This window comes from Streptomyces sp. TRM49041, from assembly GCF_008271805.1.
Lineage (GTDB): Bacteria > Actinomycetota > Actinomycetes > Streptomycetales > Streptomycetaceae > Streptomyces.
The window spans coordinates 44,431-59,664 of sequence record NZ_VSRY01000063.1 but is presented as its reverse complement, the minus strand read 5'-3'; the positions used below and the strand labels follow the sequence as shown (position 1 = coordinate 59,664).

Here is a 15,234-nt window from a genome sequence, read left to right as displayed (position 1 = left end):
CTCAAGAAAGGTGCGGACCCGGCGTGGCCGACCGTCTCATCGTCCGTGGCGCGCGCGAGCACAATCTGAAGAACGTCTCGCTCGATCTGCCACGCGACTCCCTCATCGTCTTCACCGGGCTCTCAGGGTCGGGCAAGTCGTCCCTCGCGTTCGACACGATCTTCGCGGAGGGGCAGCGCCGCTACGTCGAGTCCCTCTCCTCGTACGCCCGGCAGTTCCTCGGCCAGATGGACAAGCCCGACGTCGACTTCATCGAGGGCCTCTCCCCGGCCGTCTCGATCGACCAGAAGTCGACCTCGCGCAACCCGCGGTCCACGGTCGGCACGATCACCGAGGTCTACGACTATCTGCGGCTGCTCTTCGCGCGCATCGGCAAGCCGCACTGTCCGGAGTGCCGCCGGCCGATCTCCCGCCAGTCGCCGCAGGCCATCGTCGACAAGGTCCTGGAGCTGCCCGAGGGCAGCCGCTTCCAGGTCCTGTCGCCGCTGGTGCGCGAGCGCAAGGGCGAGTTCGTCGACCTCTTCTCCGACCTCCAGACCAAGGGCTACAGCCGCGCCCGGGTGGACGGGAAGACCGTCCAGCTGACCGAGCCGCCCACGCTGAAGAAGCAGGAGAAGCACACCATCGAGGTGGTCGTCGACCGTCTGACGGTGAAGGACAGCGCCAAGCGCCGGCTCACCGACTCCGTCGAGACCGCGCTCGGCCTGTCCGGCGGCATGGTCGTGCTCGACTTCGTCGACCTCCCCGAGGACGACCCCGAGCGCGAGCGGATGTACTCGGAGCACCTGTACTGCCCGTACGACGACCTGTCCTTCGAGGAGCTCGAGCCCCGCTCGTTCTCCTTCAACTCCCCGTTCGGCGCCTGCCCCGACTGCACCGGCATCGGCACGCGCATGGAGGTCGACCCGGAGCTGGTCGTCCCCGACGAGGAGCGCTCCCTCGACGAGGGCGCCATCCACCCCTGGTCGCACGGCCACACCAAGGAGTACTTCGGCCGCCTGATCGGCGGCCTGGCCGACGCCCTCGGGTTCCGAACGGACATCCCGTGGGCCGGGCTGCCCCAGCGTGCCAGGAAGGCCCTGCTGCACGGCCACAAGACACAGGTCGAGGTCCGCTACCGGAACCGGTACGGCAGGGAGCGGGCGTACACCACCCCCGCCTTCGAGGGCGCCGTCTCCTTCGTGAAGCGCCGGCACAGCGAGGCGGAGAGCGACTCCAGCCGCGAGCGCTTCGAGGGCTACATGCGCGAGGTGCCCTGCCCGACCTGCGAGGGCACGCGCCTCAAGCCGATCGTGCTGGCGGTGACGGTCATGGAGAAGTCCATCGCGGACGTCTCCGCCATGTCCATCAGCGAGTGCGCCGACTTCCTCGGCCGCCTCAGGCTCAGCGCCCGCGACAAGAAGATCGCCGAGCGCGTGCTGAAGGAGGTCAACGAACGGCTGAGGTTCCTGGTCGACGTCGGCCTGGACTATCTGTCGCTGAACCGCGCGGCCGGCACGCTCTCCGGCGGCGAAGCCCAGCGCATCCGGCTCGCCACGCAGATCGGCTCCGGTCTGGTGGGCGTGCTCTATGTGCTGGACGAGCCGTCCATCGGCCTCCATCAGCGCGACAACCACCGGCTCATCGAGACCCTTGTCCGGCTCCGGGACATGGGTAACACGCTCATCGTCGTCGAGCACGACGAGGACACCATCAAGGTCGCCGACTGGGTCGTCGACATCGGCCCCGGCGCCGGTGAGCACGGCGGCAAGGTCGTCCACTCCGGGCCGCTGAAGCAGCTGCTGTCCAACAAGGAGTCGATGACCGGGCAGTACCTGGCCGGGAAGAGGTCCATCCCCGTGCCGGACGTCCGCCGCCCCGTCGACCCCGCCCGTCGGCTGACCGTCCACGGCGCCCGCGAGAACAACCTGCGCGACATCGACGTGTCGTTCCCGCTCGGTGTGCTCACGGCGGTCACCGGAGTCTCCGGGTCCGGCAAGTCGACGCTGGTCAACGACATTCTGTACACCCACCTGGCGCGCGAGCTGAACGGCGCCAAGTCCGTCCCCGGCCGGCACACGCGCGTGGACGGCGACGACCTCGTCGACAAGGTCGTCCACGTCGACCAGTCGCCGATCGGCCGCACCCCGCGGTCCAACCCGGCCACGTACACCGGCGTCTTCGACCATGTCCGCAAGCTGTTCGCCGAGACGATGGAGGCGAAGGTCCGCGGCTATCTGCCGGGCCGGTTCTCCTTCAACGTCAAGGGCGGCCGCTGCGAGAACTGCTCCGGCGACGGCACGATCAAGATCGAGATGAACTTCCTGCCGGACGTGTACGTGCCGTGCGAGGTCTGCCACGGCGCGCGCTACAACCGGGAGACCCTGGAGGTCCACTACAAGGGCAAGTCCATCGCCGAGGTGCTGGACATGCCCATCGAGGAGGCCCTGCACTTCTTCGAGGCCGTCCCGACGATCTCCCGCCACCTGAAGACGCTCAACGAGGTTGGCCTCGGGTACGTACGACTGGGCCAGTCCGCGCCCACGCTGTCCGGTGGTGAGGCCCAGCGCGTGAAGCTCGCCAGCGAGCTCCAGAAGCGCTCCACGGGCCGTACGGTCTACGTGCTGGACGAGCCGACCACGGGCCTCCACTTCGAGGACATCTCGAAGCTGATCAACGTGCTGTCCAACCTGGTGGACAAGGGCAACACGGTGATCGTCATCGAGCACAACCTGGACGTGATCAAGACCGCCGACTGGCTCGTCGACATGGGCCCCGAAGGCGGCAGCGGCGGCGGACTGGTCATCGCCGAGGGCACACCGGAAGCGGTCGCGGGTGTCCCCGCCAGCCACACCGGCAAATTCCTCCGCGACATCCTGGATGTGAACCGCATCAGCGACGCGACCCCGGTGAAGGCGGCGGGCAAGCGCCCCGCGCGGAAGACCACCTCCCGCACCCGCGCCCGCTGATCTGCCCGGGCGCCGGCCCCGTTGTGCCCACCATGACGGGGCCGCCGCCCGGAGGCGGCCTGCCCGGCCGCCCGGGGGAGCCCGCCGGACGGCCCGGCGATACGCGTCGGTATCGTCAGGTCCGTACCCGACCGTCCTGCGTACCCATGGAGCCCCCATGCCCGGCCAGTCCGCCACCCGTCGCACCGTGCTGAAAGGTGCCGCACTCGCCGGGGCGGCCGGGGTCGGCGCTGCCGCCTGCTCCACCGAGTCCAAGCTGGGCCACGCCCGGACCCCGACGCCCACCGCGCCCGTCGACCTGGGCGCGGCGGACGAGGTGCCCGTCGGCGGGGCGAGGCTCTACCGCGAGCAGCGCGTCCTCGTGCACTGCCCCGCCCAGGGTCAGTACAAGGCGTTCAGCGCCCAGTGCACCCACGCGGGCTGCGTCCTCGACAAGATCGAGGAGAACGAGGGCAACTGCCCCTGCCACGGCAGCCGTTTCGACGTCAGCACCGGCAAGGCGCTCAAGGGCCCGGCGACCGTCCCGCTGCCCGAGGTCCCCGTCACCGTCAAGGACGGCAAGCTCATCGCGGGCCCCCAGGCCTGATCCGCGCTACCGGGACTGTTCGCAGTCCCGGTAGCACGGGCTCGTCACCCCGGCCTTGAAGCCGGGGTGCGCACGACATCACGCCGACGCGGGCGGGGCGGCAGGTGGGGCGGGCGTGGTCATCACAGCGCAACGACTTCCGCTCGCGACGAAGGACGCCTCGGCCGGAAGAAGCCGCCTCCCACCCCCAGTGGTCCCTGCTGATACGCGCCCTGGGGCAAGGGGCCGACGCCACACCCGGCATGTGCCTGCACGACGCCCAGCAGGGAGACCGATACCTGTTCTGCTCCGACGGCCTGTCCACCGTCGTGCCGACCGAAGAGATCCGCCGGGTGCTCTCCAAGTCGGCTCCCCGATCCATGCCGACGAGCGCATGGCGACCGACTCCACAGCGCCTGCCGGCTTGGCTCCGCGGGTGAACCATCACGCTGCCTACGGTTGAGCGGGACACCGACCGCCGACCTGTCCCAATGGCCGGGCAGGGCCGGCGAGATTCACAGCGGTCGGCCGTCGGGGTCGGTGACGACCCGCACGTTTCGCGCGAAGTCCTCATTCACCCGTCACGCGAACGTGCGCAAGGGCGCGTCGAGGTCCTCCGTGCCCCTCTCGCCTCCCGTGCGATCTCCGTTGTCGAGCCGTTGGCGGCATGCTACGGTTACACGTGTCAGACAAAACTTACACATGTAGAGGCGCTGTGACGGCAAGCGGGCCGAGCGGAGACGACCTGGTCGAGATGCTGGCGGCTCTGGCCAACCCGATACGGCTGCGCATTGTCGCGACGTTGGCCGACCGCCGTGACTACGTGAGCCATCTGGCCCGCGAGATCGGTGTGAGTCGTCCGCTCCTGCACATGCACTTGCGGCGGCTGGAAGCCGCGGGGCTGGTCGTCGGCCACCTGGAGCTGTCCGAGGACGGCAAGGCCATGAAGTACTACGACGTCACCGACTTCAGCCTGCATCTGACCGCGTCGGCGTTGGCCGAGGCGGCCAAGACCCTCACCAGGCCGGACTCCGAGAAGGGTCCCGGACTCAAGGAGCAAACCTGATGGACCCCTTTGGAGGGGAAATGAGCTGGCCGTCGGCGATCTTCCTCCTCGTCGTGGTGATCGTGGCGGCCTTCCTGGTCGCCATGGTCATCGTCGGCATGTTCGAAACCCGCAAGGAGAAGCAGCGGGCTGTTCAGGCGGACGCCCTGCGTCAGCTCATAAACCGTTTCGAGCAGCTCGCCGAGAAGACCCTCGACACCCAGCAGCGCACAGCCGGCGATCTCGCGGAGCTGCGCGCGCGGACGTCGTCGATCGAACAGATACTGCGCAGCGTCGAATGAGTGGGACGAGAGGCGGCTCCATGCAAGGGATCCGGTTTCACACCTACGGTTCGCCCGAGGTCCTCAAGCTTCAGGACCTCGACATGCCCGTCGTCGGCGACGACGAGGTGCTGGTGCGTGTCCGGGCGACTTCGGTCAACCCGGCGGACTGGCATTCCATGAGAGGCATGCCGTATGTCATGCGGGCCCAGGGAGGGCTGTCGCGGCCCAAGGCCGGCGGGCTGGGCCTCGATCTGGCAGGGCATGTCGAGGCGGTGGGGAGGAACGTCACCACGTTTCAGGTGGGAGACGAGGTTTTCGGCTGTCAGGACCTCGAACGCGCCGGTACGTTTGCCGAGTACGTCACGATTCGACACGACGCCGGAGTGCTGAGGAAGCCGGACAGCCTGACCTTCGCGCAGGCTGCCTCCGTTCCGGTGGCGGCAGTCACCGCCTACCAGGCTCTTCGCCACCATGGGCGGCTGCAACCCGCGCACAAGGTCCTGGTGAACGGGGCGGCAGGCGGTGTGGGGACGTTCGCGGTGCAGATCGCCAAGGCACTGGGTGCTGAAGTGACCGGCGTGTGCAGCACCAGGAACGTCGAGATGGTGCGGTCCATCGGCGCCGACCACGTCATCGACTACACCAAGGAGGACTTCACCACGGGCGGGAAGCGGTACGACCTCGTCCTCGACAATGTGGGTAATCATCCGCTGTCCGCGTGCAGGCGTGCCCTCACCCCCCAGGGGTCCCTCGTCCTCATCAGCGGCGAGGGTGGCCGCTGGCTCGGCCCTCTGGGCCGCATCATGCACGCGCTCGTGCTGTCGCTGTTCGTGCGGCAGCGGCTGGTCTTCTTCATGGCGCGCCCGACGAAGGACGACCTGGAGGCGCTCCGCGAACTGCTCGAATCCGGAAAGGTCACGCCGGTCATCGACCGGACGTATCCGTTGAGCGAGCTTCCTGAGGCCATCAGATACCTCGAGACAGGACACGCCCGGGGAAAGGTCGTCATCACCGCCTGAAGGCCTCAGGCCGCCCGTGGCTGTTGGCCGGAACTCGTGGCGCGGTGTGCGGGCGGCGCCGCGGCGCGAACGGCTGAAACCGGTCGCCGGACACCTCTTGCGCGCGGGCGTGGAGCCGCGTCCCGGCACTGGTGGCTGTCGCAATCCCTGCCTGGTCTTCCGGTGGGCTTCTGACACCACCCGGCCTGCAGCGCCCGCTCGGCGGTGGTGCCCTTCCCCGCCGGGTAGTCGGTGACCTCCTGGCGGTGGTCGGGAAGGCCGAGCGTGGTGAAGAAGCGGGAGTTGAGGCGGTCGTTGCTCAGCGGGTGGTCGGCGGCGAGGTCAGCCGGGGAGGCCCCGGCGAGGGAGAGAAGCAGCAGGGTGACCGGCCCGGCGCGGTCCCGCCCGGACCGTTGCCGCACACGTTCCAGAACCCGGCGATCGGGGCCGGCGCATCGTCCAGAACGACGTCGGGCTGGGGAAACGCCCGGCGGCTGAGTTCGCGCATCGCCCGGTGTGGACCGCCTGGCAGGGCGGCGGCCGGCGGGTGGTGAACACCGCCACCGGCGACGACGAGATCCGGTACGCCGAGCAGGGCGCACGCCGACTCCCCGACGGCACCGCCATGACCCTCGCCGCGTACCGGACCGGGCGACGGCCGCCTACGGCGACAAGCTGTCCGGCTCGGAATACGCCGGCGCGGGCAAGGCGGGCGGCTACGACCGCGCCGACGGTACGGGCAGGACCAGCAGTACGGGCGGCACCGACCGTACGCGCGACACCGACCAGTCCGGCCGCGCCACGTCGGCCGCCCGGCCTGCCGAAGCCGGGCTCTCCGGTCCGGTGACCGCCCCTGCCATCTGTACGGCCCTGCCGGCGGCGGCCCCGGCCCGCGGCCCCCGGCCTCCCGCCCGAGGCCGGCCGCGCGCCCCCGGGCTGTCGGTGGCCGCCAGTAGGGTGTGAGGTATGGCAGACCCCTCCAGCTACCGCCCCAAGCCGGGACAGATCCCCGACTCGCCGGGGGTCTACAGGTTCCGCGACGAGCACCGCCGGGTGATCTACGTCGGAAAGGCCAAGTCCCTGCGCCAGCGGCTCGCCAACTACTTCCAGGACCTGGCGGGCCTGCACCCGCGCACCCGGACGATGGTGACCACGGCCGCCTCCGTCGAGTGGACGGTCGTCTCCACCGAGGTGGAGGCGCTCCAGCTGGAGTACTCCTGGATCAAGGAGTACGACCCCCGCTTCAACGTCAAGTACCGCGACGACAAGAGCTATCCGTACCTCGCCGTCACGCTCAACGAGGAGTTCCCGCGCGTTCAGGTCATGCGGGGCCACAAGCAGAAGGGCGTGCGCTACTTCGGGCCGTACGCGCACGCGTGGGCCATCCGCGAGACCGTCGACCTGCTCCTGCGCGTCTTCCCCGTACGCACCTGCACCTCCGGGGTGTTCAAGAACGCGGCCCGCACCGGCCGCCCCTGCCTCCTCGGCTACATCGGCAAGTGCTCGGCGCCCTGCGTGGGCCGCATCGGCCCCGAGGAGCACCACGAACTGGCCGAGGAGTTCTGCGACTTCATGGCCGGCCGCACCGGCACGTACCTCCGCCGCCTGGAGAAGGACATGACGGTGGCCGCCGAGGACATGGAGTACGAGCGGGCCGCCCGCCTCCGCGACGACATAGCGGCCCTCCGGCGGGCCATGGAGAAGAGCGCCGTCGTCCTCGCCGACGCCACCGACGCCGACCTGATCGCCGTCGCCGATGACGAGCTGGAAGCCGCCGTCCAGATCTTCCACGTCCGCGGCGGCCGGGTCCGCGGCCAGCGCGGCTGGGTCACCGACAAGGTCGAGGCCGTCGACACCGCCGGGCTCGTCGAGCACGCCCTCCAGCAGCTGTACGGCGAGGAGAGCGGCGACGCCGTCCCCAAGGAGGTCCTCGTCCCGGCGCTCCCCGAGGACCTCGACGCCGTCACCCAGTGGCTCAGCGACCGCCGCGGCTCCCAGGTGTCCCTGCGCGTCCCGCAGCGAGGCGACAAGAAGGACCTGATGGAGACCGTCGGGCGCAACGCCCAGCAGGCTCTCGTGCTGCACAAGACCAAGCGCGCCAGCGACCTCACCACCCGCTCCCGTGCCCTGGAGGAGATCGCCGACGCCCTCGGCCTCGACACGGCCCCGCTGCGCATCGAGTGCTTCGACATCTCCCACCTCCACGGCGAGGACGTCGTCGCCTCGATGGTCGTCTTCGAGGACGGTCTGCCCCGCAAGAGCGAGTACCGCCGCTTCCAGATCAAGGGCTTCGAAGGGCAGGACGACGTCCGCTCCATGCACGAGGTGATCGGCCGCCGCTTCCGGCGCTACCTCGCCGAGAAGGAGCGGACGGGGGAGTGGGTCGGCGGGAACGGCCGTACCGCCACGGACACCGCCACCCACGTGGACCCGGCCCTTGCCGCGGACACCGCCGCCGACCCGGACCTCTCCGACGCCGGTCCGGCCGAGGAGAACGGACGACCCAAGAAGTTCGCCTACCCGCCCCAGCTCGTCGTCGTCGACGGCGGACAGCCCCAGGTGGCCGCCGCCCGCCGCGCCCTGGACGAGCTCGGCATCGACGACGTCGCCGTGTGCGGCCTGGCCAAGCGCCTGGAGGAGGTCTGGCTGCCCGGCGAGGACGACCCCGTCGTCCTGCCCCGCACCAGCGAGGGCCTCTACCTCCTCCAGCGGGTCCGTGACACGGCTCACGACTTCGCCATCCGCTACCAGCGCAGCAAGCGCAAGAAGCGCCTCAGGACCAGCCCTCTGGACACCGTCCACGGCCTCGGCGACGCGCGCAAACGGGCGTTGATCAAGCATTTCGGTTCGGTGAAACGGCTCCGGCAGGCGACAATCGAGCAGATCTGCGAGGTCCCGGGCTTCGGCCGCAAGACCGCCGAGGCCGTCGCCGTGGCCCTCGCCCAGGCCGCCCCGGCCGCTCCCGCCGTGAACACGGCGACAGGAGAGATCATTGAAGACGACGACGGGGGGACCACGCATGGACGGGGATCCGGACATGAATGACCACACCGCGCACGGCGAAGACCCAGAAGACCGCGAAGACCGAGAAGACGGAGCAGCAGACGTGAGTACGGGCACGACACTCGAGCCCGGGCAGGCCGCCGATGCGGCCATCCCCGAACTGGTGATCATCTCCGGCATGTCCGGGGCCGGCCGCAGCACCGCCGCGAAGTGCCTGGAGGACCTCGGCTGGTTCGTCGTCGACAATCTGCCGCCGGCCCTGATCCCCACGATGGTGGAGCTCGGTGCCCGCTCGCAGGGCAATGTGGCGCGGATCGCCGTCGTCGTCGACGTCCGCGGCCGCCGGTTCTTCGACAACCTCCGCGAGTCCCTCGCCGACCTGGACGCCAAGCAGGTCACCCGCCGGATCGTCTTCCTGGAGTCGTCCGACGACGCGCTCGTCCGCCGCTTCGAGTCGGTGCGCCGCCCGCACCCGCTCCAGGGCGACGGCCGGATCGTCGACGGCATCGCGGCCGAGCGCGACCTGCTGCGCGAGCTGCGCGGCGACGCCGACCTGGTCATCGACACCTCCAGCCTGAACGTGCACGAGCTGCGCGCCAAGATGGACGCCCGGTTCGCCGGCGACGAGGAGCCCGAGCTGCGGGCCACGGTCATGTCGTTCGGCTACAAGTACGGGCTGCCCGTCGACGCCGACCTCGTCGTCGACTGCCGCTTCCTGCCGAACCCGCACTGGGTGCCCGAGCTGCGGCCCTTCACCGGTCTCAACGAGGAGGTGTCCGGTTACGTCTTCAACCAGCCGGGCGCCAAGGAGTTCCTCGACCGCTACACCGAGCTTCTCCAGCTGATCGCCAACGGCTACCGCCGCGAGGGCAAGCGGTACGTCACCGTCGCGGTCGGCTGCACCGGCGGCAAGCACCGCTCCGTCGCCATGTCCGAGAAGCTCGCCGCCCGGCTCGCCTCGGAAGGGGTCGAGACCGTCGTCGTGCACCGGGACATGGGGCGCGAGTGAAGCGCCCGTACCGGCGGCGTACGAGCACCCTCTCCGCTCGTACGCTGCGCAGACGCGGCGCACAGCCGAAGGTCGTCGCCCTCGGCGGCGGCATGGGCCTGTCTGCCTCGCTGGCCGCGCTGCGCCGTATCACCGGTGACCTGACCGCCGTGGTCACCGTCGCCGACGACGGCGGCTCCAGCGGTCGGCTCCGCGAGGAGCTCGGCGTGCTGCCCCCCGGCGACCTGCGCAAGGCGCTCGCGGCGCTGTGCGGCGACGACGACTGGGGCCAGACCTGGGCCCGGGTCATCCAGCACCGCTTCCAGTCCAAGGGCGATCTGCACGAGCACGCCGTCGGCAATCTGCTGATCGTCGCGCTCTGGGAGCAGCTCGGCGACCACGTCCAGGCGCTGGACCTGGTCGGCAGGCTGCTCGGCGCGCACGGCCGGGTGCTGCCCATGTCGGCCGTACCCCTGGAGCTCCAGGCCCTGGTCAAGGGCCACGACCCGGAACGGCCCGACGCGGTGGACACCGTGTGCGGCCAGGCGACCGTGGCGCTCACGCCGGGGGAGGTGCAGTCCGTCCACCTGGTGCCGAACGACCCGCCGGTGGTCCCCGAGGCGGTCGCCGCCGTGCTGGACGCCGACTGGGTGGTGCTCGGCCCCGGCTCCTGGTTCTCCTCCGTGATCCCGCACCTTCTGGTGCCCGAGCTGCTGGACGCCCTCGTCGAGACCAAGGCCCGCAGGGTCCTCTCGCTGAACCTCGCGCCGCAGCCGGGCGAAACCGCCGGATTCTCTCCGCAGCGTCATTTGGAGGTTTTGGCCCGACACGCCCCTAAACTCGCCCTGGACGTGGTGCTGGCCGACGAGGCCGCCGTGCCCGACCGCGAGTCGCTCGTCGACGCCGGCAAACGGCTCGGTGCGGCGGTCGAGCTGGCCCCCGTGGCCAGGAAGGACGGCCTGCCCAAGCATGACCCGGAGCTGCTGGCCGCCGCGTACGACCGTATTTTTCGGATGCATGGAAGGATCGGCCCATGGCGATGACGGCAGCGGTGAAGGACGAGATCTCCCGGCTCCCCGTCACCCGCACCTGCTGCAGAAAGGCCGAGGTCTCGTCGATCCTCCGGTTCGCCGGCGGCCTGCACCTGGTGAGCGGCCGGATCGTGATCGAGGCGGAGCTCGACACGGCGATGGCGGCGCGCCGCCTGAAGCGGGACATCGCGGAGATCTTCGGCCACGGCTCGGAGCTGATCGTGATGGCCCCGGGCGGGTTGCGCCGCGGCTCCCGGTTCGTGGTGCGCGTGGTGGCGGGCGGCGACCAGCTGGCCCGTCAGACGGGGCTCGTCGACGGCCGGGGCCGCCCCATCCGGGGCCTGCCCCCACAGGTCGTGTCCGGCGCGACATGTGACGCCGAGGCCGCCTGGCGCGGTGCCTTCCTGGCGCACGGCTCGCTCACCGAGCCCGGCCGCTCCTCGTCGCTGGAGGTCACCTGCCCCGGCCCGGAGGCCGCGCTCGCGCTGGTCGGCGCCGCCCGCCGGCTCTCCATCGCCGCGAAGGCCCGCGAGGTGCGGGGCGTGGACCGGGTCGTCGTCCGTGACGGTGACGCGATCGGCGCTCTGCTGACCCGGCTCGGCGCCCATGAGTCGGTGCTGGCCTGGGAGGAGCGGCGGATGCGCCGCGAGGTCCGCGCCACGGCCAACCGGCTGGCCAACTTCGACGACGCCAATCTGCGCCGCTCGGCCCGCGCCGCCGTCGCCGCCGGGGCCCGAGTGCAGCGCGCACTGGAGATCCTCGGCGAGGAGGTGCCCGAGCACCTGGCCGCGGCCGGCCGGCTGCGCATGGAGCACAAGCAGGCGTCGCTGGAGGAGCTCGGCGCTCTCGCCGACCCGCCGCTGACCAAGGACGCGGTCGCCGGCCGTATCCGGCGCCTGCTCGCCATGGCCGACAAGCGCGCTCAGGACCTGGGCATTCCGGGTACGGAATCGAACCTGACGGAGGAAATGGCGGACGGTCTCGTCGGCTGACCGCACGCCCCTGATGCCCCCGCCGCGCCCGACAGCCGTGCGCACGGCGGGGGTTGTCGTGTCCGTACGCGATTCGTATACGGGCTACCCGGTAGTAGGTTGCGAGGTCGGAGTCGTACGGGTGCGCTCGATGTCACTCCGGCGGCCCGGGAGAGGTAGGGTCGTAAGCGGTCGGGGACATCCCATACAGCTCGCCGGCGTCGAAACCCGGCGTACCTAACGAGGAGATCGGTTCGTGACGATCCGCGTAGGCATCAACGGCTTTGGCCGCATCGGTCGTAACTACTTCCGCGCGCTGCTGGAGCAGGGTGCAGACATCGAGATCGTGGCTGTCAACGACCTGGGTGACACCGCGACCACCGCTCACCTGCTGAAGTACGACACCATTCTGGGTCGCCTCAAGGCCGAGGTCAGCCACACCGCCGACACCATCACCGTCGACGGCCACACCATCAAGGTGCTCTCCGAGCGCAACCCGGCCGACATCCCGTGGGGTGAGCTGGGCGTCGACATCGTCATCGAGTCGACCGGCATCTTCACGAAGAAGGCCGACGCCGCCAAGCACATCGCCGGCGGCGCGAAGAAGGTCCTCATCTCGGCTCCGGCCACCGACGAGGACATCACCATCGTGATGGGCGTCAACCAGGACAAGTACGACGCGGCCAACCACCACGTCATCTCGAACGCCTCCTGCACCACCAACTGCGTGGCGCCGATGGCCAAGGTCCTCGACGAGAACTTCGGCATCGTCAAGGGCATGATGACCACGGTCCACGCCTACACCAACGACCAGCGCATCCTGGACTTCCCGCACAAGGACCTGCGCCGCGCCCGCGCCGCCGCGGAGAACATCATCCCGACCTCGACCGGTGCCGCCAAGGCCACCGCCCTGGTCCTCCCGCAGCTCAAGGGCAAGCTCGACGGTATCGCCATGCGCGTCCCGGTCCCGACCGGCTCGGTCACCGACCTGGTTCTGGAGCTGGACCGCGAGGTCACCAAGGACGAGATCAACACCGCCTTCCAGAAGGCCGCCGAGGGTCAGCTCAAGGGCGTCCTCGAGTACACCGAGGACCCGATCGTCTCCTCCGACATCGTGAACTGGCCGGCCTCCTGCACCTTCGACTCCTCCCTGACCATGGTCCAGGGCAAGCAGGTCAAGGTCGTCGGCTGGTACGACAACGAGTGGGGTTACTCCAACCGCCTCGTCGACCTCACCGTCTTCGTCGGCGGTCAGCTCTAAGCATCACGGCAGGCACTTCGATGTGAGCACAGGGCTCGGGCAGCGCAACGCCGCGCTGTGCGAGCCCTGTCGCTTGCGCCGGTTTCTCCAAGGAGTCAGTACGAGATGAAGACGATCGACGAACTTCTCGCCCAAGGGGTCGACGGCAAGCGGGTATTCGTACGCGCCGACCTCAATGTGCCGCTGGACGGCACCACCATCACCGACGACGGCCGCATCCGCGCCGTCCTGCCCACGATCAAGGCCCTCACCGCGGCCGGCGCCAAGGTCGTCGTGGCCTCGCACCTCGGTCGGCCCAAGAGTGACGGGGACCTGGCGCTCTCCCTCCGCCCGGTCGCCGCGCGCCTCGCCGAGCTGCTCGGCACGTCCGTGGCGTTCGCCGCCGACACCATCGGCAGCGAGGCCCACGACGCCGTCAACGGTCTGGGACCCGGCGAGGTCGCGGTCATCGAGAACCTGCGCTTCCAGCCCGGTGAGACGTCCAAGGACCCCGCCGCCCGCGCCGAGCTGGCCGCCCGCCTGGAAGCTCTCGCGGATGTGTACGTCGCCGACGGCTTCGGCGCCGTCCATCGCACGCACGCCTCCGTGTACGAGCTGCCGCGCAGGATGCCCGCCTACGCCGGCTACCTCATCGCCGGCGAGGTCGGCGTCCTGAAGAAGCTCACCGACGATGTCCGGCGGCCGTACGTGGTCGTCCTCGGCGGCGCCAAGGTCTCCGACAAGCTGGGCGTCATCGACCACCTGCTGGAGAAGGCCGACCGCATCCTGATCGGCGGCGGCATGGCGTACACCTTCCTCAAGGCCAAGGGTCACGAGGTCGGCATGTCCCTGCTCCAGGAGGACCAGATCCCGGCCTGCCTGGAGTACCTGGCCCGTGCCGAGAAGCGCGGCGTGGAGTTCGTACTCCCCGTCGACGTCCTGGTCTCGTCCGAGTTCCCGGACCTGAAGACCAAGGCCCCGGCCAACCCCGCCACGGTCGGCGCGGAGGCCATCCCGGCCGACCAGGAGGGCCTGGACATCGGCCCGAGGACCCGCGAGCTCTACGCCGCGAAGCTCGCCGACGCCGCCACCGTCTTCTGGAACGGCCCCATGGGCGTCTTCGAGCACCCCGACTACGCCGAGGGCACCAAGGCCGTAGCCCAGGCGCTCGTCGACTCCCCGGCCTTCACCGTGGTCGGCGGCGGCGACTCCGCCGCGGCCGTCCGCATCCTGGGCTTCGACGAGAACGCATTCGGCCACATCTCGACCGGCGGCGGCGCGAGCCTCGAGTATCTCGAAGGCAAGACGCTTCCCGGCCTCGCCGCACTGGAGGACTGAACACCGTGACCGCACGTACCCCGCTGATGGCGGGCAACTGGAAGATGAACCTCAACCACCTCGAGGCCATCGCACACGTCCAGAAGCTCGCCTTCGCCCTCACCGACAAGGACTACGACGCCGTCGAGGTCGCCGTCCTGACGCCGTTCACCGACCTGCGCTCCGTGCAGACCCTGGTCGACGGCGACAAGCTGAAGATCAAGTACGGCGCCCAGGACCTCTCGGTCCACGACTCCGGCGCGTACACCGGCGAGATCTCCGGCGCCATGCTGGCCAAGCTGAAGTGCACCTACGTCGCCGTGGGCCACTCCGAGCGCCGCCAGTACCACGGCGAGACCGACACCACCTGCAACGAGAAGGTGAAGGCCGCGTACAAGCACGGCCTGACCCCGATCCTCTGCGTCGGCGAGGGCCTGGACGTCCGCAAGGCCGGCGACCAGGTCGCGTACACCCTCGCGCAGCTCGACGGGGCCCTGAAGAGCATCCCCGCCGAGCAGGCCGAGTCGATCGTGATCGCCTACGAGCCGGTGTGGGCCATCGGCACCGGCGAGGTCGCCACCCCCGAGGACGCCCAGGAGGTCTGCGGTGCCATCCGCGGCCGCCTCGCCGAGCTGTACTCGCAGGAGCTGGCCGACAAGGTCCGCATCCAGTACGGCGGCTCCGTCAAGGGCGGCAACATCGCGGCGATCATGGCGAAACCGGATGTCGACGGCGCCCTGGTCGGCGGCGCCTCGCTGGACGTGGAGGAGTTCGTCAAGATCGTCCGCTTCCGCGACCAGTGAGTATGCGGTAGGGCGGAATCGTCGTACCCTTGCGGGGGCCC

The 15,234-nt window shown here is 70.0% G+C and carries 14 protein-coding genes and 1 pseudogene; 13 read left to right on the top strand and 2 right to left on the bottom strand.

Annotated elements, in window-relative coordinates; translation table 11 throughout:
• Positions 1–23 precede the first annotated feature (23 nt).
• The 6 genes and pseudogenes from uvrA (at position 24) to FVS66_RS04055 (ending at position 5,861) form a co-directional block, all read left to right on the top strand.
• Entirely contained in the window at positions 24–2,948 is a 2,925-nt protein-coding gene (gene uvrA, locus FVS66_RS04080) for an excinuclease ABC subunit UvrA (RefSeq protein WP_149179584.1), read from the top strand.
• Positions 2,949–3,105: 157 nt separating this feature from the next.
• Positions 3,106–3,534: a Rieske (2Fe-2S) protein gene (locus tag FVS66_RS04075; RefSeq protein ID WP_149179583.1), complete on the top strand. Its 429-nt coding sequence runs from the start codon at positions 3,106–3,108 to the stop codon at positions 3,532–3,534.
• Positions 3,535–3,672: 138 nt separating this feature from the next.
• Positions 3,673–3,878 (top strand): annotated as a pseudogene (locus tag FVS66_RS35680) (PP2C family protein-serine/threonine phosphatase); the annotation flags it as partial.
• A gap of 389 nt (positions 3,879–4,267) precedes the next feature.
• Positions 4,268–4,579, top strand: a complete 312-nt coding sequence (locus FVS66_RS04065; RefSeq protein ID WP_262386802.1) for a winged helix-turn-helix domain-containing protein — start codon at positions 4,268–4,270, stop codon at positions 4,577–4,579.
• A complete protein-coding gene (locus FVS66_RS04060) occupies positions 4,579–4,860 on the top strand; it encodes a hypothetical protein (protein ID WP_149179581.1) in 282 nt (93 codons plus the stop codon). Before FVS66_RS04065 ends, FVS66_RS04060 begins: the two co-directional genes overlap by 1 nt.
• A gap of 20 nt (positions 4,861–4,880) precedes the next feature.
• Positions 4,881–5,861 (top strand): NAD(P)-dependent alcohol dehydrogenase, encoded by a 981-nt coding sequence (locus FVS66_RS04055; RefSeq protein WP_149179580.1) that lies wholly within the window; start codon positions 4,881–4,883, stop codon positions 5,859–5,861.
• A 5-nt stretch (positions 5,862–5,866) separates the two neighbouring features.
• Here the strand turns inward: FVS66_RS04055 and FVS66_RS04050 are convergent, their stop codons facing one another.
• Together FVS66_RS04050 and FVS66_RS36730 are read right to left on the bottom strand one after the other, a co-directional pair.
• Entirely contained in the window at positions 5,867–6,262 is a 396-nt protein-coding gene (locus tag FVS66_RS04050) for a tyrosine-protein phosphatase (protein WP_187645375.1), read from the bottom strand.
• 294 nt (positions 6,263–6,556) lie between these two features.
• Complete coding sequence (locus tag FVS66_RS36730) at positions 6,557–6,700, bottom strand: hypothetical protein (RefSeq protein ID WP_187645374.1); 144 nt, start codon at positions 6,698–6,700, stop codon at positions 6,557–6,559.
• Positions 6,701–6,806: 106 nt separating this feature from the next.
• Between FVS66_RS36730 and uvrC the strand changes: the two genes are divergently transcribed.
• The 7 genes from uvrC (at position 6,807) to tpiA (ending at position 15,193) form a co-directional block, all read left to right on the top strand.
• Positions 6,807–8,885, top strand: a complete 2,079-nt coding sequence (uvrC, locus tag FVS66_RS04045) for an excinuclease ABC subunit UvrC (protein WP_149179578.1) — start codon at positions 6,807–6,809, stop codon at positions 8,883–8,885.
• Positions 8,878–9,852 carry an RNase adapter RapZ gene (gene rapZ, locus FVS66_RS04040; protein ID WP_149179577.1) on the top strand — a complete coding sequence of 325 codons (975 nt, stop codon included), beginning with the start codon at positions 8,878–8,880 and terminating at the stop codon, positions 9,850–9,852. The genes uvrC and rapZ overlap by 8 nt, the downstream gene beginning before the upstream one ends.
• Positions 9,849–10,874 carry a uridine diphosphate-N-acetylglucosamine-binding protein YvcK gene (yvcK, locus tag FVS66_RS04035; RefSeq protein ID WP_187645373.1) on the top strand — a complete coding sequence of 342 codons (1,026 nt, stop codon included), beginning with the start codon at positions 9,849–9,851 and terminating at the stop codon, positions 10,872–10,874. Before rapZ ends, yvcK begins: the two co-directional genes overlap by 4 nt.
• On the top strand, positions 10,865–11,854 hold the full coding sequence (whiA, locus tag FVS66_RS04030) for a DNA-binding protein WhiA (protein WP_064073084.1): 990 nt from the start codon (positions 10,865–10,867) through the stop codon (positions 11,852–11,854). The genes yvcK and whiA overlap by 10 nt, the downstream gene beginning before the upstream one ends.
• Before the next feature lie 235 nt (positions 11,855–12,089).
• The gene (gene gap / locus FVS66_RS04025) at positions 12,090–13,094 is read left to right on the top strand and encodes a type I glyceraldehyde-3-phosphate dehydrogenase (protein WP_149179576.1); all 1,005 of its coding nucleotides are present in this window, start codon (positions 12,090–12,092) and stop codon (positions 13,092–13,094) included.
• 105 nt (positions 13,095–13,199) lie between these two features.
• A complete protein-coding gene (locus FVS66_RS04020) occupies positions 13,200–14,411 on the top strand; it encodes a phosphoglycerate kinase (protein WP_149179575.1) in 1,212 nt (403 codons plus the stop codon).
• 5 nt (positions 14,412–14,416) lie between these two features.
• Positions 14,417–15,193, top strand: a complete 777-nt coding sequence (tpiA, locus tag FVS66_RS04015) for a triose-phosphate isomerase (RefSeq protein ID WP_149179574.1) — start codon at positions 14,417–14,419, stop codon at positions 15,191–15,193.
• Positions 15,194–15,234 lie beyond the last annotated feature (41 nt).

Bases quoted from the DNA above. Each gene is read 5' to 3' on its own strand.
- FVS66_RS04075 (WP_149179583.1), top strand. From the start codon at position 3,106: ATGCCCGGCCAGTCCGCCACCCGTCGCACCGTGCTGAAAGGTGCCGCA.
- FVS66_RS04065 (WP_262386802.1), top strand. From the start codon at position 4,268: ATGCTGGCGGCTCTGGCCAACCCGATACGGCTGCGCATTGTCGCGACG.
- FVS66_RS04060 (WP_149179581.1), top strand. From the start codon at position 4,579: ATGGACCCCTTTGGAGGGGAAATGAGCTGGCCGTCGGCGATCTTCCTC.
- FVS66_RS04055 (WP_149179580.1), top strand. From the start codon at position 4,881: ATGCAAGGGATCCGGTTTCACACCTACGGTTCGCCCGAGGTCCTCAAG.
- FVS66_RS36730 (WP_187645374.1), bottom strand. From the start codon at position 6,700: ATGGCAGGGGCGGTCACCGGACCGGAGAGCCCGGCTTCGGCAGGCCGG.
- uvrC (WP_149179578.1), top strand. From the start codon at position 6,807: ATGGCAGACCCCTCCAGCTACCGCCCCAAGCCGGGACAGATCCCCGAC.
- rapZ (WP_149179577.1), top strand. From the start codon at position 8,878: ATGAATGACCACACCGCGCACGGCGAAGACCCAGAAGACCGCGAAGAC.
- whiA (WP_064073084.1), top strand. From the start codon at position 10,865: ATGGCGATGACGGCAGCGGTGAAGGACGAGATCTCCCGGCTCCCCGTC.
- FVS66_RS04020 (WP_149179575.1), top strand. From the start codon at position 13,200: ATGAAGACGATCGACGAACTTCTCGCCCAAGGGGTCGACGGCAAGCGG.